Below are 26,127 nucleotides of genomic sequence, written 5' to 3'. Positions count from 1 at the left end.
TGAGATAAGATAGACGAATGTCGAATTTAATACTCCTGCTGCAAGAATATGGCGTGCTGATCGTCTTCGCCGTCGTGCTGGTCGAACAGATCGGCCTGCCCATTCCCGCCTTTCCCATCCTGATCGTGGCCGGCGCGCTGGGCGTCGACGGCGACTTCAGCTGGCCCGCCGTGCTGGCGGTGAGCCTGCTCGCCTGCCTGATCAGCGATTGCTTCTGGTTCGGCGCCGGCCGCCACTACGGCAAGCGCATCCTCAAGCTGCTGTGCCGCATCTCGCTGTCGCCCGACTACTGCGTCAGCCAGACCGAGGACAATTTCAAGCGTTGGGGGCCGAAGGCGCTGATCGTCGCCAAGTTCATTCCCGGCTTCAACACCATCGCCCCGCCGCTGGCCGGCGCCATGGGCACCAGCAACGCCACCTTCCTCGGCTTCAGCGTGCTCGGCGGTTTGCTGTGGAGCGGCACCGGCATCGCCATCGGCGCCTATTTCCACACCAGCGTCGACCAGGTGCTGGGCATCCTCAGCACCATGGGCACCACCGCGCTGGTGGTGTTGGCCGTGTTGCTGCTGTTGTTCATCTCGTTCAAGTATGTCGAGCGCAAGCGCTTCCACCAGTCGGTCGATATCGAACGCATCAGCATCCATGATTTGAAGCAGTTGATGGAGCAGGGCCAGGAGCCGGTGCTGGTGGACGCGCGCAGCGCCACCGCGCAAATGCTCGAACCGTCCGTGCCCGGCGCGGTGCTGTTCAACGGCGGCGATCCGCTGACGGCGCTGGCCGCCTTCGGCAAGGATCAGCACATCGTCGTTTATTGCAGCTGCCCCAACGACGTGACGGCCGCCCATGTGGCCAAGCAACTGCTGGCCCACGGCTACCACCGCGCCAAGCCCCTGCACGGCGGCCTGGAGGCGTGGAACACCGCCTTCGCGGCGGACCGTCCGGCGCCGGCGGAAGAGCTCGGCCAGGGCATGCCGCAGTAGGTTTTTTCCGGTGCCGAGCACCGTCGGGCCAAGTTCCAGGGTCAGACCCTAGGGTCTGACCCTCGGTTGCGCCGTTGGCGTCTATGCCCCCCCCTAGCTCCATGGGCTGCCACCTCGTGCGCGAATCCCCCGTGCCGCCGGTCCGCCAGGCGAATCATTCGCCGCCTTTTCCTCGCCAAATCATCGCCTTCGGACACGCCGCCGCAGGCTATTGCCGCGCACCATCCGGTAGTCATACTACGAGGCAAATATTTCAAATTGTAAGTTTTTGTTCTGAGTGTGGCTTGTGATGTACTAAAACTACAAACAGACCTTGCGCCTGAGCCGGGGAATACTTTAAGCTTAAGCATCCTTTCTCATTCCTCGATCATGACAGCCCAGTCCCTCCCAACGTCGTCCGCCCCCACCTCCGGTTTTGCCAACGGCCCCCGTTTGTTGGCCGACATCGGCGGCACCAACGCGCGCTTCGCGCTGGAGACAGCGCCCGGCAAGATCGAGCTGATCGAGGTGCTGGCCTGCGCCGACTACCCGACCCTGGCGGCGGCCCTGCTGGCCTACCTGGCCTCGCCGGCCGTGACGGCGGCCGGCGTGTTCGGCGTGCGTTTGGGCGCCATCGCCATCGCCAACCCGGTCACCGGCGACCTGGTGCGTATGACCAACCACCACTGGGAATTCTCCATCGAGGCGCTGCGCCTGGCCTGCGGCTTCGACACCCTGGTCGTGGTCAACGACTTCACCGCCTTGGCCCGCTCGCTGCCGCTGTTGTCGCAGGCGCAGAAGCGCCAGGTCGGCGGCGGCGCCGCCGTGGCCGACAGCGCCATCGGCCTGATCGGCGCCGGCACCGGCCTCGGCGTGTCCGGCCTGGTGCCGTCGCGCAGCGGCTGGACGGCCCTGCTCAGCGAGGGCGGCCACGTCAGCTTCTCGCCGATGAACGAGACCGAGGTGGCGATCCTGCGCTTCGCCTGGCGCGAGTTCGACCACGTTTCGGCCGAGCGCCTGATGTCGGGCATCGGCATCGAACTGATCTACCGCGCCCTGGCCGACCACGCCGACATGCCGGCCGAGAACCTGTCGGCGCCGGAGATCGCCCGCGGCGCCCTGGTCGGCGAGTGCACCCTGTGCGACGAGGTGATCGAGGCCTTCTGCTGCATGCTCGGCACCGTCGCCGGCAACATCGCCGTGACCCTGGGCGCGCAGGGCGGTATCTATATAGGCGGCGGCATCGTGCCGCGCCTGGGCCAGCGCTTCGACCGCTCCGGCTTCCGCGCCCGCTTCGAGCAGAAGGGCCGCTTCGCCAAGTATCTGGCGCAGGTGCCCACCTTCGTCATCACCGCCGACTACCCGGCTTTTGTTGGTGTATCCGCAATCTTGTCCGAAAAGCTTTCCTTGGCGTAAGCTGTGTTACATATCCTGGTGTGGAAATGCGCTATTCGCGCTTTTATCAGGTACAATTCGGATTGTTGGATGAAACGGTATTGATCGTTTGTATAGTTGCACGTGCGTTTTCGCCCGAAAGCGGCGTGCCTGGATCGCGTTTCACTTTGAAATCAACGGTCACTGCTGCTGTGTCGCAGGCCGTCGGTGGCATGTCTCTCCACCTGTAACACTCCCGCTCGGCGCGCATCGGCCCGGGCGTCGGACAAACAGCTTCAGCGAGTACTCCTTCCTGGCGACACGGCGTGTCGGTCAACGGCCTCACTGAATGTGATTGATTTCTTTCTTGCATTTGATGCAACCACAAGATTGCTATGGATACAGTTGAGGCGAAAAGAGTCCTCGAAACCGCGTTGCTGTGCGCGCAAGAGCCCTTGTCGATACATAGTTTGAAAAAACTGTATGTCGAGCTCGATGACCAGGGCAGGCCGCGCGGCGCCGGAGTGGGTGCCGATACGATCAAGGACTTGCTGGAGCAGTTGCGTTTGGACTGGGCCGGCAAGGGCATCGAAGTAGTCAGCCTGTCGACCGGCTGGCGCTTCCAGAGCCGCCCCGAGATGAAGTTGTATCTCGACCGCATGAGCCCCGAAAAGCCGCCAAAATATTCGCGCGCGACCATGGAAACCCTGGCCATCATCGCCTACCGGCAACCGGTGACGCGTGGTGATATCGAGGAGATCCGTGGCGTCGCCGTCAATTCACAGACGATCAAGATGTTGGAAGACCGTGGTTGGGTCGACGCCATCGGCTATCGCGACGTGGTCGGGCGGCCGGCCTTGCTGGGCACCACCAAGCAGTTTTTGGATGATTTGGGTTTGAATTCGCTGTCCCAGCTGCCGCCATTGCAGCAAATCAGCGATACGCAGGGCAGCAAGCCGGATATGGAAGCGCTGGAGGCGGCCCTGCAGGAGAATTTTGATCGAGCGGCTGAAGATGCCGCCCAACATGTTGGTACGGAAAATGAGGAGCTTGTGGCCGACGACGTCACGGCAAGCCCGGACACCGGCCACGATGCTTTAGTTGTAGATGAAGCACCTACTCACGACCCCGCGCCAGATTTAACGGTTGACGCTGAGCACAACCAAGAAATGAATAATGAACAATCCTAATACCGAAGAGACCGTCCCAGGCGCAATCGCCGCCGAAGTGGCCGCCAAACCGAAACGCCGCACCAAGGCGCAGATCGAAGCCGACGCGGCCGTGGCCGCAGAGTCCGGCGCGCCCGCCGCCAAGCCGAAGCGCAAGCCGAAGGCCGAGGCCGCCGCCGTCGAGGGCGCCACCGCCGTGGCCGCGCCAGCCGGCGAGCAAGCCGCACCAGCCGGCGAGCAAGCCGCACCAGCCGGCGAGCAAGCCGCGCCGGCCAAGAAGCCGCGCGCCAAGCCGGCCACCAAGCCGGCCGCAGTCGCCGCCGCAGCCGATGGCGCCGCGGCAGCGCAAGCCGCCCCGGCAGTGGAAGCGCCAGGCGCTCCTGCCGTGGCCGGCGAGCGCGGTCCGCGCCCACCGCGCGGCCCACGCCAGATGCGTGAACAGCGCGCCGCCCGCCAAGCCATGATGCCGCGTCCGGAGCCGGTCGCCGCAGGCGAGGGCGAAGTCGCCGCCGAAGGCGCTTGGCCGGCCGACGGCAAGCCACGCCACGAGCGCGGTCCGCGCAACGACACGCGCGGCGCCGGCAAGGGGGCGCACAAAGGCAAGGGCGGCAAGCCGCAGCCACACGGCGCCGCGGCGCCGACGGACGACGCCGATGCGGTGTTCTCCTACGTTACCTCGGACGATTTCGACAGCGAAGAGCCGAAAGCACGCTACCAGGCGCCCGCCAAAGTGGTGCGCCGCGATCTGACCTCGGACGACGACGCGCCCAAGCTGCACAAGGTGCTGGCCGAAGCCGGTCTCGGTTCGCGCCGCGACATGGAAGACTTGATCCTCGCCGGCCGCGTCTCGGTCAACGGCGAGCCGGCCCACATCGGCCAACGCATCCTGGCCACCGACCACGTCCGCCTGAACGGCAAACTGATCCAGCGCCGCGTCAGCAAGAAGCCGCCGCGCGTGCTGGTCTACCACAAGCCGGCCGGCGAGATCGTCAGCCACGACGACCCGGACGGCCGTCCATCCGTGTTCGACCGCCTGCCGACCATGAAGGCCGGCAAATGGCTGGCCGTCGGCCGCCTCGACTTCAACACCGAAGGCCTGCTGCTGTTCACCACCTCCGGTGACCTGGCCAACCGCCTGATGCACCCGCGCTACCACATCGACCGCGAATACGCCGTGCGTACGCTGGGCGAGCTGGAAGAGGGCATGCGCCAGAAGCTGTTGGCCGGCGTCGAGCTGGAAGACGGCATGGCGCAGTTCACCAAGATCGCCGACGGTGGCGGCGAGGGCATCAACAAATGGTATCGCGTGATCATCGGCGAAGGCCGTAACCGCGAGGTGCGCCGCATGTTCGAGGCGATCGGTCTGACCGTCTCGCGCCTGATCCGTACCCGCTACGGCGCAATGACCCTGCCAAGCAACCTGAAGCGCGGTCGCTGGGAAGAAATGGAAGAAAACGCCGTGCGCGAAATGCTGACGGCGTATGGCGTCGAGAAGAAGATTCCGGTCAGTGCCGAGAGCCGTGGTCCCAAGGGCAACGGCCCGCGTCCTTCGCGTCCGAACGAACGCGCCGAGCGCCCGGAACGCAGCGAGCGTCCGGGGCGTGGCGACTACGCCGAGCGCGAGGAGCGCGAGGACCGCGACGAGCCGAACTTCAACCGTCCGGACGTCAGCAACAGCAACGCCGATCCGTTCCCGAAAGGTCCGCGCGGCGGCATGGGTCGCTCGCAAGGCGGCTACCAGGGTCAAGGCCAGGGTCGTCCAGGCGGCGCCGGCCAAGGCATGGGTCGCCCAGGCGGCGCCGGCCAGGGTACGGGTCGTCCGGGTGGTCGTCCGCAAGGCATTGGCGCCTATGCTGGCGGTCGTCCGCTGGGCGCGCCGTACGAAGGTCCAGCCCGTGGCCCGCGCGGCCAGGGTGGTCAAGGCGGCCAAGGCGGCCAGGGTGGTCAGGGCGGCGGCATGGGGCAGGGTGCGAAAGGCCCGCGCGGTCCACGCCAGCCCGATCCGTTGCAGACGACTTTTGGTTTCGGCAACGCCTCGGCGCCGCGTCGCAACCAGCCGCCGCGCGGCGGTGCCATCGACCATGGCATGCCGCGTCGCCGCAAGGGTTAAACGCGCGGCCGGCGCGGCCCGCCGTCCTCGCGACGGCAGGCCGCACGGCCCGTGAAGCCGCTGTTTTACTGGCCTAGCGGCCTGTACTGCTCTGTTGTACGCCTGCCTCTGCCGGTAGCGCGGCATTGCGGAGCGGACGATATGCGGTTATAATAACCAGCCTAGTAAAAGTCTTCGCAGGGTAATTTGCTGAGAGTGCTTTCATCTGGTTGGTAATACAGGAAGATGGGCAGATGCCCATTTTTTTTTTGGTGAACCGTTTTGAACGGTCCGATTTCATCCGTGAAACGGGCCTTGATCTGGAGAATTTTCTTGCAGCTGCCGGAATTAATTGAAAAGACCGTGGCCGGTCTGGGCTATGAGCTGGTTGATGTCGAACGGGCCGAGCGTGGACTGTTGCGCGTGTATATCGATTTCACCGCAGCCGATGCTGCCGAAAAAGGCCCGATCACCGTAGAGGATTGCGCCACCGTCAGCCACCAGCTGTCGCACGTGCTGACGGTCGAGAACGTGAACTACGAACGTCTCGAAATCTCGTCGCCGGGGCTGGACCGCCCGGTGCGCAAGCTGGAAGACTTTGTGCGGTTTGCCGGATGCGAAGTCATCGTCAAACTGCGCGTGGCCATGCCGGATAGTAATAACCGGAAATCGTTCCAGGGCGTTCTGCAAGAACCCCAGGGCGAGAACTTGGCATTGGAATTTGAAGGAAAAGATGGTCCGGCGATGTTGGAGTTTACGCTCGCCGATGTGGATAAGGCACGCTTGGTGCCGCAGGTGGATTTTAAGGGACGCAAAGCATGAGTCGCGAAGTTTTGTTATTGGTAGACGCGCTGGCGCGTGAAAAAAACGTCGATAAAGATGTCGTATTCGGCGCGCTGGAATTCGCGTTGGCGCAAGCCACGAAGAAACGCTATGAAGGTGAAGTCGATATTCGCGTTTCGATCGACCGCGAGTCGGGTGAGTTCGAATCCTTCCGCCGCTGGCACGTGGTGCCGGACGAGGCGGGCCTGCAGCTGCCGGATCAGGAGATCCTGCACTTCGAAGCCAAGGAACAGATCGCCGACATCGAAGTCGACGACCACATCGAAGAACCGATCGAATCCGTCGAGTTCGGCCGCCGCTTCGCCCAGGACACCAAGCAAGTGGTCCTGCAGCGCGTGCGTGACGCCGAGCGCGAACAGATCCTGGTCGACTTCCTGGAACGCGGCGACTCGCTCGTCACCGGCACCATCAAGCGCATGGAACGCGGCGACGCGATCGTGGAATCGGGCAAGATCGAAGCGCGCCTGCCGCGCGACCAGATGATCCCGAAGGAAAACCTGCGTATCGGCGACCGCGTCCGCGCCTTCATCCTGCGTATCGACCGCAATATGCGCGGCCCGCAAGTGATCCTGTCGCGCACCGCGCCGGAATTCATCATGAAGCTGTTCGAACTGGAAGTGCCGGAAATCGAACAAGGCATGCTGGAAATTAAATCCGCCGCCCGCGACGCCGGCGTGCGCGCCAAGATCGCCGTGTTCACCTCGGACAAGCGGATCGATCCGATCGGCACCTGTGTCGGCATGCGCGGTTCCCGCGTCCAGGCCGTCACCGGCGAGCTGGGCGGCGAACGTGTCGACATCGTGCTGTGGTCGGAAGATCCGGCCCAGTTCGTCATCGGCGCGCTGGCCCCGGCCAACGTCTCGTCGATCATGGTCGACGAAGAGAAGCACGCCATGGACGTCGTGGTCGACGAGGAAAACCTGGCCATCGCCATCGGCCGCTCGGGCCAGAACGTGCGCCTGGCCGCCGATCTGACCGGCTGGAAAATCAACATCATGACGGCCGAGGAATCGGCCGACAAGGCAGCCCAGGAAACGGCCGCGGTTCGCGCCCTGTTCATGGAAAAACTGGACGTCGACCAAGAAGTGGCCGACATCCTGGTGGAAGAAGGCTTTGCCAGCCTGGAAGAAATCGCCTACGTGCCGATCTCCGAAATGTTGGAAATCGAATCGTTCGACGAGGATACCGTCAATGAACTCCGTACCCGTGCCCGTGATGCGCTGGTCACCGAAGCGATCGCTTCGGAAGAGGGACTGGAAGGCATGGACGAGGCGTTGGTTGGTCTGGAAGGCATGGACCGCATCACCGCCGGCAAGCTGGGTCTGGCTGGTATCAAGACCGTGGTTGAATTTAGTGCGTTGGCCTACGACGAATTCGGTGCTATTTTGGCACTGTCCGCCGACCGCGCACGTGAACTGATTAAGAGTGAATTTGAAGATGTGACCGACGATGAGATGAAGTTGGTTGACTCAAAGTACGACGATCGTGCCAAGGCCCTCCAGGCCAAGGCATGGAGTCTTGCCGAATCCGCAAAGGCTTAATTTGAGTATCTTTATCATCTCCGCGACACATAGAAAAGAGGACTGAATGGCGAGTAACAACGTAGCCCAATTTGCCACCGAACTGAAGATGCCTGCAGATTTGCTGCTGACGCAGCTGCGTTCTGCCGGCGTCGAAAAAAGTTCGACGTCAGATCCATTGTCGAAAGATGATAAGGATAAGCTGCTGGATCACCTGCGTCGCACCCACGGCGCGGCGGCTGACACCGAAAAGAAAAAGATCACGCTGACGCGCAAAGAAACCACCGAGATCAAGCAGGCCGACGCCACTGGCAAGTCGCGCACGATCCAGGTCGCCGTCAAGAAGGTACGCACCTTCGTGCAACGCGACGACGTGCCGGCACCGGCAGCACCTGCCGCGCCCGCCGTCGCCGTGGCCGACCCGGCCGATATCGCGCGCCGTGAGGAAGAGGCCCGCAAGCAGGTCGAACTGATCGCCCGTCAAGAAGCCGACCTGCGCGAGAAGCAAGAGCGCCTGGCCAAGCTGGACGCCGAGAAGGACGCCCAAGCCAAGGCCAACGCCGAAGCCGAAGCGGCCGCCAAGAAGGAAGCCGACGCCGAAGCCAAAAAGGCTGCCGCCAAGGCCGCCGCCGCCGCGACCGCGGTCGCCGCCGGCAGCGCGCCGGCCGCCGATAGCGCAGCGGAAGAGAAGAAGGCCGCCGCCGCCGAGGAAGCCAAGAAGAAAGCCGCGCAAGCCGCCAAGGAAGCCGCCGAAAAGGCTGAAGCGACCGACCGCGCCCGCAAGGCCGTGGCCGACGAGGTAGCCCAGATCAAGGCGATGATGAACGCGCCACGCCGCGCCATCAAGGCTCCCGAGCCGGTCGCCCCGGTCGTCGCCGTCAAGCCGAAACCGCCTGAAGGCACGCTGCACAAGCCCGCCGACAAGAAGCCCGGCGAGAAAAAAGACGACAAGAAACCTGTCACCGCCGACAAGAAATCGATCAAATCGGCGAACGTTTCGTCGACCTGGTCGGACGACGCGAAAAAACGCGGCGCGCCGGGCAACAGCGCCAACAAGGGCCGTGGCGGTCCGTCGACCGGCCGCGACAGCTGGCGCGGTGGTGCCAAGGGCCGTCGTCCTTCGCACTCGGACGATCGCGAGACCAACTTCCAGGCCCCAACCGAGGCCGTGATCAAGGACGTCTACGTACCGGAAACCATCACCGTGGCCGAACTGGCCCACAAGATGTCGGTCAAGGCTTCCGAGGTCATCAAGCAGTTGATGAAACTGGGCCAGATGTGCACCATCAACCAGGTGCTGGACCAGGAAACGGCCATGATTCTGGTCGAGGAGATGGGCCACAAAGCCTTCGCCGCCGAACAGGACGATCCGGAAGCGCTGCTGGCCGACCAGGGTGAGCACGCTCACTTTGAATCGGTGCCGCGCGCGCCGGTGGTCACCGTCATGGGTCACGTCGACCACGGCAAGACCTCGCTGCTCGATTACATCCGCCGCGCCAAAGTGGCGTCGGGCGAAGCCGGCGGCATCACGCAGCACATCGGTGCCTACCACGTGGAAACCCCGCGCGGCACCATCACCTTCCTGGATACCCCGGGTCACGAAGCCTTTACGGCGATGCGTGCCCGTGGCGCCAAGGCCACCGACATCGTCATCCTGGTGGTGGCGGCGGACGATGGCGTGATGCCACAAACCAAGGAAGCGATCGCCCACGCCAAGGCGGCCGGCGTGCCCCTGGTTGTCGCGATCAACAAGATCGACAAACCGGGTGGCAATCTGGACCGCGTGACGCAGGAACTGGTCGCCGAGCAGGTTCTGCCGGAAGAATACGGTGGCGAATCGCCATTCGTGCCGGTGTCGGCCAAGACCGGCGAGGGCATCGACGCCCTGCTGGAACAGGTTCTGCTGCAGGCCGAGATTCTGGAACTGAAGGCACCGATCGATGCGCCGGCCCGTGGCCTGGTGGTCGAGGGCCGTCTGGACAAGGGCAAGGGCCCGGTCGCGACGATCCTGGTGCAGTCCGGCACCCTGCGTCGCGGCGACGTGATCCTGGCCGGCTCCTCGTATGGCCGCGTGCGCGCCATGTTGGACGAGAACGGCAAGCCGATCAGCGAAGCCGGTCCGTCGATCCCGGTCGAAATCCAGGGCCTGACCGAAGTGCCGCAAGCCGGCGAGGAAGTCATGGTCATGGCCGACGAGCGCAAGGCGCGTGAAATCGGTCTGTTCCGTCAAGGTAAGTTCCGCGACGTGAAACTGGCCAAACAGCAAGCCGCGAAGCTGGAAAACATGTTCGACCAGATGGCCGAAGGCGAGGTCAAAAACCTGCCGATGATCATCAAGACCGACGTGCAGGGTTCGCAAGAAGCACTGGTCAGCTCGCTGCAGAAGCTGTCGACCTCGGAAGTGCGCGTGCAGGTGGTCCATGCGGCCGTCGGCGGCATCACCGAGTCCGACGTCAACTTGGCGGTCGCCTCGAAAGCGGTCATCATCGGCTTCAACGCCCGTGCCGACGCCCAGGCGCGCAAGCTGGCCGAGTCGAACGGCGTCGACATCCGCTACTACAACATCATCTACGACGCGATCGACGAAATTCGTTCGGCCTTGTCGGGCATGTTGGCACCGGAAAAACGCGAAACCGTCATCGGCCAGGTCGAGATTCGCCAGGTCATCCTGGTCTCGAAGGTCGGCGCGGTCGCCGGTTGCCTGGTCACCGACGGTGTGGTCAAGCGCAATTCCTCGGTACGCCTGCTGCGCAACAACATCGTGGTGTGGAGCGGCGAGATCGACTCGCTCAAACGCTTCAAGGACGACGCGAAAGATGTCCGCGCCGGTCTGGAGTGCGGCCTGTCGCTGAAGAACTACAACGACATCCAGGTTGGCGACACCCTGGAAGTGTTCGAAGTTCAGGAAATCGCCCGCACGCTGTAAGCGCTGTCGATTAGAGTGGTTTGACCGGGTGGACGGGCGCATAATTGCTCCCGTCCACTTGTTATTTAAAGAAAAGCAATTCCGAATTTATGGCTAAACACAGTAAAAACATCCCCGCGCGCGGCTTGCGCGTGGCCGACCAGATCCAGCGCGACCTGTCGGAAATCATCGCCTACGAGTTGAAAGACCCGCGCGTCGGCATGATCACCATCACCGAGGTGCAGGTCACGCCGGACTACGCCCACGCCAAGGTGTTCTTCACCATGCTCAAAGACAGCAAGGAAGACATCAAGAACACCTGCGACGGCCTGCACGCGGCGGCCGGCTACATGCGCGGCCAGCTGGGCAAGCGCCTGCACATCCACACGCTGCCGGCGTTGCACTTCGTGCACGACAGCTCGACCGCGCGCGGCATGGAGTTGTCGCTGCTGATCGACCAGGCCAACGCCACCCGCTCCAAGGACGACGAGCAGGCGCAGCAGGAACCAACGGACAAGGACGCCGAGTAAGCTGAGTGAAGGCCGGCGCGGCCGGCCAAGTCCGGTGTGTGCGCCGTCGCCCACGCGGCTGGCCAGAGGCTGTTTCAAAACGGCCGTGGCGGCGTTGCTGCTCCTAGCCGTGCTAGCGCACTGTCTTCGTCGCAGCGCCTTGCCACGTCCATTTTGAAACACCCTCCTAGCGCACACACATGAAGCAAAACCATCCGAAACGAGTCCGCGACCTGGTCGACGGCGTGCTGTTGCTCGACAAGCCGGTCGGCTTCTCCAGCAACGACGCGCTGATCAAGGCCAAGCGCGTGCTCAACGCCAAGAAGGCCGGCCACACCGGCACCCTCGACCCCTTCGCCACCGGCCTGTTGCCGCTGTGCTTCGGCGAGGCCACCAAGTTCTCGCAGGACTTGCTGGAGGCCGACAAGACCTACGACACCACGGTCCATCTGGGTCAGACCACCGACACCGGCGACACCGAGGGCCTGGTGGTCGAGAGCCATCCGGTCGACGTGACGGTGGAGCAGATCGAAGCCGTGCTGGCCCGTTTCCGCGGCCCCATCGCGCAGGTGCCGCCGATGTATTCGGCGCTCAAGCGCGACGGCAAGCCGCTCTACGAGTACGCCCGCGCCGGCATCACGCTGGAGCGCGAGGCGCGCAACGTCATCATCCACAAGCTTGAGTTGATCAGCTACGAGGCGCCGTTCCTCAAGCTGTCGGTCAAATGTAGCAAGGGCACCTACATCCGCGTGCTGGGCCAGGACATCGGCGAGGCGCTCGGTTGCGGCGCCCACCTGAACGCGCTGCGCCGCACCCAGGTCGGCCCGCTGACCATCGAGGGCATGTTGACGCTGGACGCGCTGGTGGTCCACCCGGACCCGCTGAGCCTGCTGGCGCCGGTCGATGCGCTGCTGGCCAGCTTCCCGGCCGTGCAGCTGACCGCCGAGCTGGCCAAGCGTTTCCTGCAGGGCCAGCGCCTGGCGCTGGGCAAGGACGTCGAGTCGCTGCCCGGCCCGCTGCCGGCCGAGCAGGGCAGGGTCCGCGTTTATCTGGACGACAAGCTGCTCGGCACCGGCCAGCTGGGCGAGTACAGCATCCTGGCGCCCGAGCGCCTGATCGCCACCGCGCACACCTAAGCATCGCCACGGACGGCGCCAGCAGGCGCCTGCCTCGCCTTGATTTCCCCCGGCTCCACCGGCGGGCTTTTTCGCGTCCGCGCGGCCGTGCACAATTGCGCTAAATCTTTGAATCGCGAGGATTTTTTGAACTGAAGCAATGCCGCATGCTATACTACGCGGTTCCAGAAATTGGCAAGCAACCGAACACCTCCGTACACGCTGTACGCCCCCGCAGTTTTTCAGCAAATAAATGACCATGTCTACTACAAAACGCGCAATTCGCAACATCGCTATCATCGCCCACGTTGACCACGGTAAAACTACCCTCGTCGACAAACTGCTGCGCCAGTCCGGTACCTTCCGCGACAACCAGCAAGTTGAAACCCGCGTGATGGACTCGAACGACCTTGAAAAAGAACGCGGCATTACCATTCTGTCGAAGAACTGCGCCGTTGAGTACGAAGGCACCCACATCAACATCGTCGACACCCCAGGCCACGCCGACTTCGGCGGCGAAGTGGAACGTGTTCTGTCGATGGTGGACTCGGTTCTGCTGCTGGTCGACGCCCAAGAAGGCCCGATGCCACAGACCCGCTTCGTGACCCGCAAGGCACTGGCGCTGGGCCTGAAGCCTATCGTCGTCGTCAACAAGATCGACCGTCCGGGCGCCCGTCCTGACTGGGCCATCAACGCCACCTTCGAACTGTTCGACAAACTCGGCGCCACCGACGAGCAACTGGACTTCCCAGTCGTCTACGCCTCGGCCCTGAACGGCTACGCCTCGCTGGACGACAGCGTCCGCGAAGGCGACATGAAGCCGCTGTTCGAAGCGATCCTGAAGCACGTTCCTTCGCGTGACGACGATCCAGACGGTCCACTGCAGATGCAAATCACCTCGCTGGACTACTCGTCCTACGTCGGTAAAATCGGTATCGGCCGCGTTTCGCGCGGTCGCGTGCGCACCGGCCAGGACGTCATCGTCCTGAACGGTCCGGATTCGACCCCGATCAAGGGCCGCATCAACCAGGTGCTGAACTTCAAGGGCCTGGAGCGCGTGCTGGTTGACGAAGCCGTCGCCGGCGACATCATCCTGATCAACGGTATCGAAGAAATCGGCATCGGCTCGACCATCTGCGCACCGGACACCCCGGACGCGATGGAAATGCTGACCGTCGACGAGCCAACGCTGACCATGAACTTCATGGTCAACAACTCGCCACTGGCCGGCCGCGAAGGCAAGTTCGTCACCAGCCGCCAGCTGCGCGACCGCCTGGACAAAGAACTGAAAGCCAACGTCGCCCTGCGCGTTGCGCCGACCGACGACGACACGATCTTCGAAGTATCGGGTCGCGGCGAGCTGCACCTGACCATCCTGATCGAAAACATGCGTCGCGAAGGCTTCGAGCTGGCCGTGTCGCGTCCACGCGTGGTCTACAAAATGGTCGATGGCGTGCGCCACGAGCCGTTCGAACTGCTGACCGTTGACGTCGAAGAAGCCAACCAAGGCGGCGTGATGGAAGAACTGGGCCGTCGTCGCGGCGACCTGCAGAACATGGAATCGGATGCCAAGGGCCGTGTACGCCTGGAATACCGCATCCCTGCACGTGGCCTGATCGGCTTCCAGTCGGAGTTCATGACCCTGACCCGTGGTACTGGCTTGATGAGCCACATCTTCGACGAGTACGCAGCGGTCGACAACACCCGTGGCGAAATGGCCGGCCGTCGCAACGGCGTGCTGATCTCGCAGGACGACGGCGCCGCCGTTGCCTACGCTCTGTGGAAACTGCAGGATCGCGGCCGTATGTTCGTGGTCCACAACGACCCAGTGTACGAAGGCATGATCATCGGTATCCACTCGCGCGACAACGATCTGGTGGTCAACCCGATCAAGGGCAAGCAGCTGACCAACGTGCGTTCGTCGGGCACCGACGAAGCCGTGCGCCTGGTGCCGCCGGTTCAGATGTCGCTGGAGTACGCCGTTGAATTCATCGCCGACGACGAACTGGTGGAAATCACGCCTAAGTCGATCCGTCTGCGTAAGCGCTTCCTGAAAGAAAACGAGCGCAAGAAAGCATCGCGCGACGCTTAATAGCGTTTCGCAGCAGCGCGGGCGGCGCTAGCCGCCCGCAGCAAAACCCGCCGTGTTCGCATGACCTGAAAAGGTGATGCGGACACGGCGGGTTTGTCGTTTGCGGGGCCGTCAACGTCACATCTTAAATATGCGCCTAATTATTGTTTAGAAACTTTATAATATTGGCATGCAATCCAACCAAGAGTCCGCCGCTAACATTGTCCACCCAACGGTGGCATTGATGGCTACGCCGCTGCATGATCGCCTGCGTGCCTAGGGCGGCACTTTCATTGATACTGCTCGGGCTCGTCGCGCTGCCGGAAGCGTCGCGCGCGCAGGAGAAGGAGGCGGCAAGCGCAACGGTTGTGGTGGCGGGAAAGAGGGAAGCGGTCGTCAAAAAGCTGGATAAGACTGTCTACGACGTTGCCAACTCGACCAGGGCGGCAAACGGTACGGCGCAAGATGTGTTGCAATCGACGCCAGAGGTGTCGGTGTCGGCCGATGGGCAAATCTCGGTCAAGGGAAATACCCGGGTCACGGTCTTGGTCAACGGCAAGCCGACGGCGATCACCTCGGGCTCGGGCGACGAGCGGGCGCTGGCGCTACAGACCATGAGCGGCGCGGACATTGCCAGCATCGAGGTCATCACCAATCCGTCCGCTGCCTACCAGGCCAATGGCGGCGCGATCCTCAACATCGTGTTGAAGCGGAACCGCAAGCCGGGCGCACACGCACAGATCCAGGGCAGCGCCACCGACCAAGGATTATGGAATGTCGGCAGCGCGGGCGACGTGACGCGGGATAGTTTGAGCCTGCACGGCAACCTGACGTTCCGCCATGACGGCACGCTGAAAATCCGCCAGTCGGCGGTAGACTGGAACAATCCACTTGGCGGCCAAACCGGACAGACGCGGCAGACTTCGGAGGTGTTCGTCCGTCGCACCGTCGAAAGCGCGGCACTGAGCCTCGATCGTGCCTTGAGCGACAGGGATAGCTTGAGCCTGTCGGCACGGCACAACGCGCGCCGCTCGCGTCCGCTGTTCGACGTGCTCAACGAGGAGCGTAGCGGCGCTGCGGAAACCATTTACCATCGTATTTCCGACGGTCCAAACGAGCAGTCGGACAACAGCGCCAGTGTGAGTTTCAGCCGCCAGGACAGTGGCGCAGCACTGAAGGCAATGCTTCAGCACAGCGCGACGAAGGGTTTGATCGACAAGTCGTACAGCGACGTGTTCGTCGAGCCTGCGCGCGCCAGCGCCTACAGTCACGGCACCACCAAGTCGGCGCGCCACCTCAGCCAGGCCACCATCGACTGGAGCCGCTCGACTGAGCGGGGCCAGTGGGGCATGGGTCTGGATCTCCAGCGCAAAGTCGACGACCTCTATAACTATCAGGCGCTGGTCGATCCTTCAACAGGTGCCGAGACGCCCGACCTGAACACCAGCAACGGTTATGCCGTGAAGACCACGCTGCACGCGGCGTATTTGACCGACCAGATCCGCTACGAAAAATGGGAGGTGCTGTTGGGAGGACGGGCCGAACGCATGGCGCTCCAGGTGAGTCCGGCGCAGAGCGGCATGCAAACGGCGCATTGGCGGGCATTCAATCCCAGCCTTCACGCGCAATATGCCGTCAGCGACAAGGTCGACCTGACGCTGAGTTATCGCCGCAGTGTGCAGATGCCGGACCCGCGCGATCTCAATCCCTTCACCACTTATGTCGATGCGCAAAATTTGAGTCGCGGCAACCCCAGGCTCAAGCCGCAGCTGCTGAGCTCTTGGGAGATCGGCGGCAATGTCGAAGTGGGGCAGCTGAGCGGCAGTCTGAGTGCCTTCTTTCGTAGCAGCCGCGAGACGGTGACGGATGCGCGCAGTTTTGCCGACAAGGTGCTGCTTACCTCGAAGCAGAACGGCGGCAGGGCGCGCTCGACCGGCATCACCGGGTCTGTCGATTGGACGCCGGACGCGACGCTGCGTTTGGGTATGGACGGCGGCGCGTACGGCGTGATGCTTGATACGCCCGATCTTTCCGGCCCCGTGCGGCAGAACGCCGTCTCGGGCTATGTCAACTTCAGAGCGGCGTATAGCGGCGGACACGACGACGTGTCGCTCGATGCGCATGTCCAGTCGGCGGGGATAACCCCGCTGGGCCGATATGGGGCGACCAGCAGCGTCAATTTAAGCTGGAAGCACCAAGTGAGTAAGACACTCAGCTTGACGGTCAACGCCAATGATATTTTCGATGGCAGCAAGCGCCGCTATTGGATCGATACGAGCACATTCCGTCAGGCCGGCTTCGATCATTTCGTCGCGCGGCGCATCTATGTGGGCTTGGTAAAAAAGTTCGAATGAGGCCGAGGATGGCGCGCCGTGGCGTAGCCATGCGGAGCTGTGGCGGGCTGCGTCGGCGGGCCTGGCGCCCGCCGACTTGATGGCGGCTTGTTGGCGCCTAGTAGACGTCGCGGCGGTAGCGGCCGGCGGCGGCCAGGTCGTCGAGCGCGTCGGCGCCGAGGATCTCGACCAGCGCCGCGTCGACGCCGCCGGCCATGCCTTGCAGGCTGCCGCAGACGTAGACCATCGCGCCGTCGGCGATCCAGCCGCGCAGCTCGTCGGCGGCGCCGCGCAGGCGGTCCTGCACGTACTCGCGGCACGCGCCGTCGCGCGAGAACACCAGGTCCAGGCGCGGCAGCAGGCCGGCGGCCTGCCACTGTGCGATCTCGTCGGCGCAGATGCTGTCGTAGGCTTGCTCGCGTTCGCCGAACAGCAGCCAGTTGCGGCGCCGGCCGGCCAGCGCGCGGGCGCGCAGGTGGGCGCGCAGGCCGGCGAAGCCGGAACCGTTGCCGATGAAGATGGCGGGGCCGTCTGCCTCGGCCGGCGCGAAGCCGGGGTTGGCCTGCAGGCGCGCCTGGATGGGCGCGTCCAGCGGAGCGTGCGCGGTCAGCCAGCCGGAGCCGAGGCCCAGGCCGCCAGGGTGGCTTTCCTGGCGCACCAGCAGTTGCAGGCCGCCGTCCTGCGGCAGCGAGGCCAGCGAGTAGCTGCGCGGCGCCAGCGGGCGCAGCTGGTCGGCGCAGGCCTGGGCCGAGCTGGTCGGTGCGACCGAAGCCGAGCTCGTCGGCACGGCCGAAGCCGAGCTCGTCGGTACGGCCGGCGCCGGCAGGATGCTGCGTGCCAGCGCCTCGTGCAGGCTGCACACGGCGCTGCCCAGGCGTACCGAGGCGTGGCCGTCCAGGCCGCTTTGGCGCAGCCAAGCGGCGACGGCGCCGTCCGGATTGCGCGGCAACACCTCGAGCAGCGCGCCGGCTTGCCAGTTGGCGCCGGCGCCATCGAGCACCACCTCGTACAGCGGGCCGCCCTGGCTGCCCGGATTGAGCAGCGTGCGCGCGACCAGCGGCCAGGTTTGCCAGGCGCCGGCGGGGTCGCCGGCGGGGTTGGCATTGGTGGCGTCGGCGCTGCCGTGTGTACGCTTGCCGGCGCCGGCGCCGGCGCCGTCGGCGATGCCGGTCAACTGGTCGACGCCGCACAGCTGGGCCAGCGACTGCGACCAGCGTTGCAGCGCGACGGCGTCGCCGTCGTCCACCTCGATGGCGGGGAACAGCTGTTTGGCGCCGAGGGCGCGCAGGCGCTCGTCGAGCGCGCGGCCGAAGCCGCAGAAGTCGCTGTAGTGGCGGTCGCCCAGGGCCAGCAGGCCGAAGCGCAGGCCGGCCAGGCTGGCCGGGTCGGCTTGCTTGAGCAGGCGGGCGAAGCGGCGCGTGCCGTCCGGCGGCTCGCCCTCGCCGAAGCTGCTGGCGACCAGCAGCACGCGCGCGTAGCCGAGCAGGTCGGACGGGGCCAGGCGGTCGAGCGATTGCACGGTGGCGGCGACGCCGGCTTGGCGCAGGGCGGCGGCGCTGCGCAGCGCCAGGCGCTCGGCCGAGCCGGACTGGCTGGCGTAGGCCAGCAGCGTGCTGGCGGCCGCGGCGCCGGCCGGCGCGGCGACGGCGGTGTCGGCATCGGCCAACAGCGCCCGTTCGGCGCGGGCGGCGCGCTTGAGTTTGCGCCGGCCCAGGTAGAGCATCCAGCCGGTGATGCCGAACAGCGGCATGGCCAGGCCGGCGACCATCATCGCCAAGCGGCCGGGCAGGCCGAAGTAGGTGCCCATGTGCAGCGGATAGAAGGTGGTCAGGAAGCGGTCGCGCGCGTTCAGGTCGGCGTAGCGTTTGTCTTGCGTGATCTTGCCGCTGGCGGCCAGCACGGACATGCGGTTGCGCGCCTGCTCGTGTGGCGCGGCGGCGTCCAGCCAGCTGATTTGGACCGGCTGCGTTGCCTTCTCGGATATGCGCAGGCTGGCCATGCGCCAGTCCGGCGCCTTGCCGAGGAAGCTGTCCCAGGCCAGCGCCAAGGTGGGGGTGCCGGTGGCGTGCGCCATCTCGGCCGGCATGTCGGCGCTTTTGCCTGCCGGCTTGGCGGCGGCGTGGTTCATCGCCGCGCGCGGCGGCCGGCCGGCCCAGCTCTCCAGGCTGTCGCGCACGATGTCGAAGCTCCAGTACAGGCCGGTGCCGGCCAGCACCAGGTACAGCGGCAGCACCCAGGTGCCCAGCACGGCGTGCAGATTCCACAGGAAGGGGCGGCCGCGCAGCGCCGGGTCGAAGGTCAGCCAGGTGCGCCAGGACAGCGGCCGGCGCGGCCAGCGCAGGTACAGGCCGCTGGCGGCCATGCCGATCAGCAGCAGCGCCAGGGTGCCGGTGACCGGGTCGCCCGTTTCGCGCGGCAGCAGCAGCCAGCGGTGCAGCGCCTCTATCCATTCAAAGGCCTGGTGACCGCGCAGTGCCTGCGCCGTGCCGCTGTAGGGATCGACGTAGATCGATTCGCCGCGCCGTTGGCCGGGCAGCGGCGCGAAGATCACGCGGGTGGCGGCGCCGGGTTCGGCGTAGAGCATCATCGTGCTGATGCGGCGCGTGCCGTGCACGCGGGCCACGGCGGCGGCCACCTGGGCCGGCGCCAGCACCGGCTCGGCGCGCGGCGCCACCTGGCGCACGCCGGGGTTGAGCAGGTCGAGGCATTCCTCGCGGAAGGAGAGCAGGGCGCCGCTCAGGCCGATCACCATCAGCAGCGTGCCGCCGGTGATGCCGACCAGCCAGTGCAGTTGGAACCATAGCTGGCGCCAGCCGGGTGGCGCCAATGGTAGAGTCGGGCGGCGCGCGGCGCGCGGCCGGGCCGGCGGCGGCGTCGGGCCGGCCGGGGGCGGCGCGCCGACGGCGTCGTTGCGGCCGTCCCGTCGTTGCGGCCGGGCGTTCACCGCGCCCGCCCAGGGCCGGCCTCGACGCTGCGCGGCAGACCGGCGGCCGGCGGCGCGGACGGGGTGGGGGAGCGGAGGGGACGGGGCCTGGTCATGGGGCGGACGCTTTCTGGTTGTGGTGGCGACGACGGAGCTTGGCATCATACTATAAATGAGAATCATTATCGATGGCTGCGGCGCGCCAGGCGGGCGGGCGATGTTTGTGCAGGTGTGGGCGGCCAGGGCGTGGTAAATTCCTGGCGCCTGTTGATTGCTATGTGGCAATATGCGATGCGATGCGATGCGATGCGATGCGATGCGATGCGATGCGATGCGATCCGCGATCCGCGATCCGCGTCCGCGTCCGCGCCGGCGGCGCCTGCCCGGCGGGCATCGACGTTGCCTTCCCCGCGCATCGTTCGACCAGCCAGGAAACATTGAATCATATCGTCAGTCGGGAATGCAATGGACACACACAAGGACCTCCCCGCTGCCTATCCGCCGGCGGAACCGCCGCCGCGCCGCGCCGCCTCCGCCCTGCACGGGCGCGAAGGCGAGCGCGCCGTGCTGCGCGAGGCCTGCGAGCGGGCGGCCGGACACGGCGGCGTCGAGCTGCTGTTGCTCAGCGGCGCCGCCGGCGGCGGCAAGTCGGCGCTGGCGCAGGGCCTGCGCCAGCCGGTGCTGCGCGCCCACGGCTGGTTCGGCGCCGGCCGCTGCGAACCCGGCGGCCGGCCCTACGCCTGCCTGGCCCAGGCCTGCGGCGAGCTGGTGCACGGCGTGCTGGCCGACAGCAAGCCGGGCATCGCGGCCTGGAAGGTCAGGCTGCAGGCCGCGCTGGGCGGCAACGCCCAGCTGATGGTGATGCTGGTGCCGGCGCTGGAGCACCTGCTGGGCCGGCCCGCGCCGCCGCTGCCGCTGGCGCCGCTGGCGGCCCAGCGGCGTTTGCGCGCCGCCTTCCGCGACCTGCTGGGCGCCTTCGCCCGGCCCGGCCATCCGCTGGTGCTGTTCCTCGACGACCTGCAATGGGCCGATCCGGCCAGCCTGGCGCTGCTGCGCGACCTGCTGGGCGCGCCCGGTCCGGCCGCGCTGTTGCTGCTGGGCGCCTACCGGCCGCAGCCGGCGGCCGCCGCCGAGCCGCTGGCGCGCCTGGGCGCGACCGCCCTGCGGGCCGGCGTGCCGTTCACGCACATCGAACTGGCGGCGCTGCCGCCGGAGGCCGTGGGCCGCATGGTCGCCGAAAGGCTGCCCTGCCGGCACGAGGACGGGGCCGCGCTGGCCGAGTTGTTGTGGCGCCGCGCCGGCGGCCTGCCCGGGACGGCGTTGCGCCTACTGGACCTGCTGGACCAGCAGGGCCTGCTGCCGGTCGATCCGCACAGCGGGCTGCTGCGCTGGGACGCCGAGGCCGCCGCCGCGCGGGCCTGGCCGGCCGGCCTGGCCGCGCTGGCGCGGGTTCGGCTGGCGCGGCTGGCGCCGGACGGCCGGCGGATGCTGGGCCGCCTGGCCGACCTGGGCGGCAGCGCCGGCGTCGCCAGCCTGGCCGTGGTCTGCCAGCAGACGGCGGCGGCGATGGCGCCGACGCTTGACGAGGCGGAGCGGGCCGGCCTGTTGCGGCGCGACGGCGCGCGCTACTGCCTGGAGCGCGAGCTGCTGGGCGAATCGTGGGAGCACCTGCGGCCGCCGGCGCCGGCCGGCGAGGCCGAGGCCGAGGCCGAGGCGCTGCGCCAGGGCTGGCTGCTGCTCGCCGCCGCCGGCCCGGCGGCGCGCGGCGAGGCGCTGTTCGAGCTGCTGGCCCGGCTCAACCACGGCGCCGGGCTGCTCGCCGACGATGCCGCCCGCCGCATGCTGTACCGGCTCAACTGCGCGGCGGCGCGGCAGGCGCGGGCGCTGGCGGCGCACGCCGCCGCCGCCGACTACCTGCGCCATGCCGGCCGCCTGCTTGGCGCCGGCGCCGACACCGACACCGACACCGACACCGACGGCGCGGCGCTGCTGGCCTGGCGGCTCGAGCTGGCCGAGTCGGCCGCCCTGGCCGGGCAGCACCGCCCCGCCGAGCGCCTGGCGGCCGAGCTGGCGGACGGCCTGGCCGGCGCCGCGCCGGCGGCGGCCGGCCGCGCCCGGCTCGCGCTGGCCCGGCTGGCCCTGCTGCGCGCCGGCCTGCACCGCCAGGCCGGCCGCTTCGCCGAGGCGCTGACGCTGCTGCTGGCCGCCGTGCGCCATTTCCGCCCGGCCCTGCCGGGCGAGGCGGCGGCGATCGCCGCCGCCACCACGGCGCAGCGGGCGGCGCTGGCCGGGCTGGCGCAGCTGGCCGAACCGGCCGCGCTGGCGTCGGCGCCGGCGCCGGCCGACGCCGGCGCGGCGGCGCTGATCGAGCTGCTGGCCGCCGCCCAGGACTGCGCCTACCTGGCCTGCGAACAGCTGTTCGCGCTGATCGTGCTGAGCGCGCTCGAGCTGTGCCTGCGCCACGGCCACCCGCCGGCGGCGGCGTTGGTCTACGGCGGCTACGCGGCGCTGCTGGCGGCCGACGGCGAGATCGCCGCCGCGCACGACTACGCCGAGCTGGCGCTGCGCCTCAACGCCGTCCACGGCGACGCCGCCGGCCGCGCCGCGCTGCTGGCGATCCAGGCCAAGTTCATCCACTGCTGGCGCCAGCGCCACGCCGCCTGCGCGGGCCTGGCGCGGCTGGCCTTCGACGCCTGCGTGGCGGCGGGCGAGCAGCTGTACGCCAGCTGCGCCGCCTACCACGCGGTGCAGATCGGGCTCGAGCGCGGCGACGCCATCGACTCGTGCCTGCGCCAGTCGCGCCACTACAGCGACTGGGCCGGGCGCCACGGCAATCCGCCGATCCACCAGATGCTGCGCCTGCAGCAGCAGGCCATGCTGGAGCTGCAGGGCGCCACGCCGCGCGGCGGCAGCTTCGACGACGCCGGCTTCAGCGAGGCGCAATGCCTGGCCCTGCTGGCGGCCGCCGGTTTCGCCGGCGGCCTGGCCGAGTACCAGACCATGAAGCTGAGGACGGCCTACCTGCACGGCCGCCTCGACGAGGCGCTGGCGCACGGCGAGCAGGCCGCGCTGGCGCTGCGCAGCGGCCCGGCCGGCATCAGCGAGGCCTGCCATTGCTACTACCACGGCCTGGCGCTGGCGGCCTCGCCGGCCGGCGCCGACGCGGCGCGGCGCCCGGCGCTGCTGGCCCGGCTGGCCGGGCCGCTGGCCAGGCTGGCGCTGTGGGCGCGCCACAACCGGGCCGACTTCGAGCACCGCCACATGCTGTTGGCGGCCGAGGTGGCGCGCATCGAACGGCGCGAGCTGGACGCCATGCGCCTGTACGAGCGGGCCATCGAGCAGGCCGGCGCGCACGGCTTCGTGCAGCACGCCGCGCTGGCCAAGGAGCTGGCGGCGCGCTTCTACCGCGCCGGCGGCTTCGCCCGCAGCGCCGACGCCTACCTGCGCGAGGCGCGCGACGGCTACCAGCGCTGGGGCGCGGCGCGCAAGGTGGCGCAGCTCGAGCGCGACCATCCGCAGCTGCGCGCCGACGCCGCGCCGGCCCGGCCGGCCGGCGCCGAGGCGCTGCTGCTGCGCGCCAAGCTGGCGCCGCCGCCGATGCCGCAGAGCCTGCTGGCGCTGCCCCGGATCGAACGCCAGCTCGAGCGGGGCGGCGCGCGCCGCCTGGTCTGCCTGGTGGCGCCGGCCGGCTACGGCAAGAGCACCACGCTGGCGCGGCTGCGCGCCGCCGCCCAGGCGCGCGGCGTGCGCGCCGGCTGGCTCAACCTCGACGGCGGGGACAACGAACCGCTGCGCTTCCTGCACGGCCTGGCCGCCGCCCTGCAGGACGCCGCGCCCGGGCTGGGCGGCGCGGCGCTGGCGCTGGCGCGCGCCGGCCACGGCGCGGCGCCGGCGCAGGACGCGGTGCTGCGCGCGCTGTACCGCGAGCTGGCCGGGTTGGAGGCGCCGCTGGCGCTGTTCCTCGACGACTTCCACGCCGTCGACAACCCGGCCGTGCACGCGGCGATGAACTGGCTGCTGGCCCAGCACCTGCCGCAGCTGACCCTGCTGCTGGCCTCGCGCGCCGCCCTGCCGCTGGCGCTGAGCAGGCTGCGCCTGGCCGACCAGGTCCACGAGCTGCGCGCCGACGAGCTGGGCCTGGACCTCGACGAGGCCGGCGCGCTGCTGCTGGCCGTCAGCGGCCGGCCGCTGGCCGCCGCCCAGCTGCGCGCGCTGCACCAGCGTACCGAGGGCTGGCCGGCCGCGCTGCAGCTGGCCGCGCTGGCGCTGCGCCGGGTCGACGACGCCGACGGCTTCGTCGCCGCCTTCTCCGGCAGCGACCGCGACATCACCGCCTACCTGGGCGAGATCGTGCTGGCCCAGCTGCCCGCCGAGATGGTCGAGTTCCTGCTTGCCAGCGCGCTGTTCGAGCGCTTCTCGGCCGAGTTCTGCGCCGCCCTCGGCCTGGCCGACGCCGCCCGCCTGCTCGACGCCGCCCAGGCGCAGCAGCTGTTCCTGGTGGCGCTCGAGCCGGAACGGCGCTGGTACCGCTACCACCACCTGTTCGGCGACTACCTGCGGGCGCGCTGCCTGCGCGGCCGGCCCGACGGCGCGCGCGCCCTGTACCGCCGCGGCGGCGCCTGGTTCGAGCAGCAGGGCCGGGTGGCCGAGGCCATCCCCTGCGCGCTGGCCGGCCAGGACTACGCCCGCGCCGCCGACCTGATCGTCGCCCACGCCTACCGGCTGGTGCACCTGCGCGACCAGGACGCCACCCTGCTCAGCTGGATCGCCGCGCTGCCGCCGCAACACGTCGAGCGGCGCCCGGAGATCATGCTGCCCGGCATCTACGCCTACCTGATCAGCTACCGCTACGCCGAGGCCGAGGCGGAGATCGCCAAGCTGCGGCGGCTGCTGGCCGGCGCCACGTCGGCCGGCGCGCCGCCGGCCGACGTGGCGCGCAAGACGCTGATGATGCAGGCCATCTTCCACGCCCTGAGCGGGCGCGTCGCGCCGGCCGCGCGCATCTGCCGCGAGTGGCTGGCGCGCTGGGACGGCAGCGACCCCAACGACGTCGGCAACATGCTGGTGGTGCTGGGCTACAGCGCGCTGGCCGGGCGCGACTACGCCGGCGCCGTGGCGCACTTCCTCGCCGCCAAGCGCTCCTACCGCCACTGCCCGCGTCCGCCCAACGGCCTGGCCTGGGCCGAGACGCTGCACGCGCTGGCCCTGTGGGAGCGCGGCGAGGTGCACGCCGCCGCCGCCCTGCTGGGCGCCGTGATGGCCGCCAGCCCGCGCCAGTTCGACCCCTATCCGGCCTGCTACGGCAGTTGCCTGATCGCGCTGGTGCAGGCGCAGAGCTGCTACGAGCTGGACCAGGTGGAGCGGGCCGCCGGCCTGCTCGACCAGGTGTTCGCCTTCACCAAGGCCAACGGCTGCATCGAGACGACGATGGCGGCCTACCTGACCCGGGCGCGCGTGCTGTGGCGGCGCGGCGCGGCCGACGGCGCCGACGCCTGCCTGGCCGAGGGCATGGCGCTGGCCGAGCGCAACGGGCTGGCGCGGCTGCGCCGCGCGCTGGCGGCCGAGCGCGTCGACCTGCAGTTGAAGGGCGGCCGGCCGCGGGAGGCGCGCCGCCTCGGCCTGGAGCTCGAGCTCGACGGCGCGGCGGCGGCCGACGACGACATCGGCGTGCGTATCGCCGCGCTGCGCCTGCGCCTGGCCGGCGCGGGGGGCGAGGGCGGCGGCGCCGGCGCGCCCGCCGCGCCCCTGCTCGAGCAGCTGCTGGCGCAGGCGCGCGACGAGGGGCGCCACGGCTGGACGGTGCGCCTGCTGTGCCTGCAGGCCGGCGGCCAGCTGCGCGCCGGCCGCGAGGCGGCGGCGCGCGACAGCCTGGGGCGGGCGCTGGCGATCGGCGCCGCGCACGGCCAGTGCCGCTCGCTGGCCGACGAGGTCGGCGGCGCGCCCGGCCTGCGCGGCCTGATCGAGGCGGCGCGGCAGCGCGCCGTCTGCGGCGCCGAGCCGGACCGCTTGCCGCCGGACTATCTGGCGCGCCTGCTGCTGGCCTGCGAGGCGGGGCCGGCCGCCGCCGCTGCCGCTCCCGCCGCCGCCGCCGCCGCCGCCGGGCCGCCGCAGGCCGGCGCGGCGGAGCCCCTGTCCGAGCGCGAGGTGCAAATCCTCAAGCTGGTCAACCAGGGGCTGAGCAACCGCAAGCTGGCGGCCCTGCTGTTCCTGTCGGAAGCCACCGTCAAGTGGCATTTGCACAACATTTACACCAAGCTGCACGTCAACAACCGCACCAGCGCGCTGGCGCGCGCGCGCGAACTGCTGCAACTGTAGCC

13 protein-coding genes are annotated in these 26,127 nt (G+C 67.9%); 12 read left to right on the top strand and 1 reads right to left on the bottom strand.

What is annotated here, in order from left to right; genetic code table 11:
- Positions 1-17 precede the first annotated feature (17 nt).
- The 11 genes from BM252_RS11465 to BM252_RS11415 all read left to right on the top strand — a co-directional run bounded on the left by BM252_RS11465 (position 18) and on the right by BM252_RS11415 (position 16,908).
- On the top strand, positions 18-980 hold the full coding sequence (locus BM252_RS11465) for a VTT domain-containing protein (protein ID WP_093387575.1): 963 nt from the start codon (positions 18-20) through the stop codon (positions 978-980).
- Positions 981-1,349: 369 nt separating this feature from the next.
- Positions 1,350-2,375: a glucokinase gene (locus BM252_RS11460; RefSeq protein ID WP_093387574.1), complete on the top strand. Its 1,026-nt coding sequence runs from the start codon at positions 1,350-1,352 to the stop codon at positions 2,373-2,375.
- Between the two features lie 353 nt (positions 2,376-2,728).
- Complete coding sequence (gene scpB / locus BM252_RS11455) at positions 2,729-3,523, top strand: SMC-Scp complex subunit ScpB (RefSeq protein WP_093387572.1); 795 nt, start codon at positions 2,729-2,731, stop codon at positions 3,521-3,523.
- Positions 3,510-5,612: a 23S rRNA pseudouridine(2605) synthase RluB gene (rluB, locus tag BM252_RS11450; RefSeq protein WP_093387571.1), complete on the top strand. Its 2,103-nt coding sequence runs from the start codon at positions 3,510-3,512 to the stop codon at positions 5,610-5,612. Before scpB ends, rluB begins: the two co-directional genes overlap by 14 nt.
- A 312-nt stretch (positions 5,613-5,924) precedes the next feature.
- Positions 5,925-6,413, top strand: coding sequence for a ribosome maturation factor RimP (gene rimP, locus BM252_RS11445; protein ID WP_093387736.1), 489 nt, complete (start codon positions 5,925-5,927; stop codon positions 6,411-6,413).
- Positions 6,410-7,975, top strand: a complete 1,566-nt coding sequence (gene nusA, locus BM252_RS11440; RefSeq protein ID WP_093387569.1) for a transcription termination factor NusA — start codon at positions 6,410-6,412, stop codon at positions 7,973-7,975. The genes rimP and nusA overlap by 4 nt, the downstream gene beginning before the upstream one ends.
- A gap of 46 nt (positions 7,976-8,021) precedes the next feature.
- Positions 8,022-10,880, top strand: coding sequence for a translation initiation factor IF-2 (infB, locus tag BM252_RS11435; RefSeq protein ID WP_093387568.1), 2,859 nt, complete (start codon positions 8,022-8,024; stop codon positions 10,878-10,880).
- A gap of 89 nt (positions 10,881-10,969) precedes the next feature.
- Positions 10,970-11,389, top strand: coding sequence for a 30S ribosome-binding factor RbfA (gene rbfA / locus BM252_RS11430; protein WP_093387566.1), 420 nt, complete (start codon positions 10,970-10,972; stop codon positions 11,387-11,389).
- 179 nt (positions 11,390-11,568) lie between these two features.
- Complete coding sequence (truB, locus tag BM252_RS11425; RefSeq protein ID WP_093387565.1) at positions 11,569-12,504, top strand: tRNA pseudouridine(55) synthase TruB; 936 nt, start codon at positions 11,569-11,571, stop codon at positions 12,502-12,504.
- A 238-nt stretch (positions 12,505-12,742) separates the two neighbouring features.
- A complete protein-coding gene (typA, locus tag BM252_RS11420; RefSeq protein WP_093387735.1) occupies positions 12,743-14,575 on the top strand; it encodes a translational GTPase TypA in 1,833 nt (610 codons plus the stop codon).
- Between the two features lie 239 nt (positions 14,576-14,814).
- Entirely contained in the window at positions 14,815-16,908 is a 2,094-nt protein-coding gene (locus BM252_RS11415) for a TonB-dependent receptor (protein ID WP_093387563.1), read from the top strand.
- A 97-nt stretch (positions 16,909-17,005) separates the two neighbouring features.
- Here BM252_RS11415 and BM252_RS11410 read toward each other — a convergent pair whose 3' ends face one another.
- Positions 17,006-19,714 carry a sulfite reductase flavoprotein subunit alpha gene (locus BM252_RS11410; RefSeq protein WP_245774215.1) on the bottom strand — a complete coding sequence of 903 codons (2,709 nt, stop codon included), beginning with the start codon at positions 19,712-19,714 and terminating at the stop codon, positions 17,006-17,008.
- Between the two features lie 561 nt (positions 19,715-20,275).
- Here BM252_RS11410 and BM252_RS11405 point away from each other — a divergent pair.
- Positions 20,276-26,125, top strand: a complete 5,850-nt coding sequence (locus tag BM252_RS11405; protein WP_093387562.1) for an AAA family ATPase — start codon at positions 20,276-20,278, stop codon at positions 26,123-26,125.
- Positions 26,126-26,127: the final 2 nt, after the last annotated feature.

This window comes from Rugamonas rubra, assembly GCF_900114705.1.
GTDB lineage: Bacteria > Pseudomonadota > Gammaproteobacteria > Burkholderiales > Burkholderiaceae_D > Rugamonas > Rugamonas rubra.
This window is presented reverse-complemented; position numbering and strand designations above follow the sequence as displayed.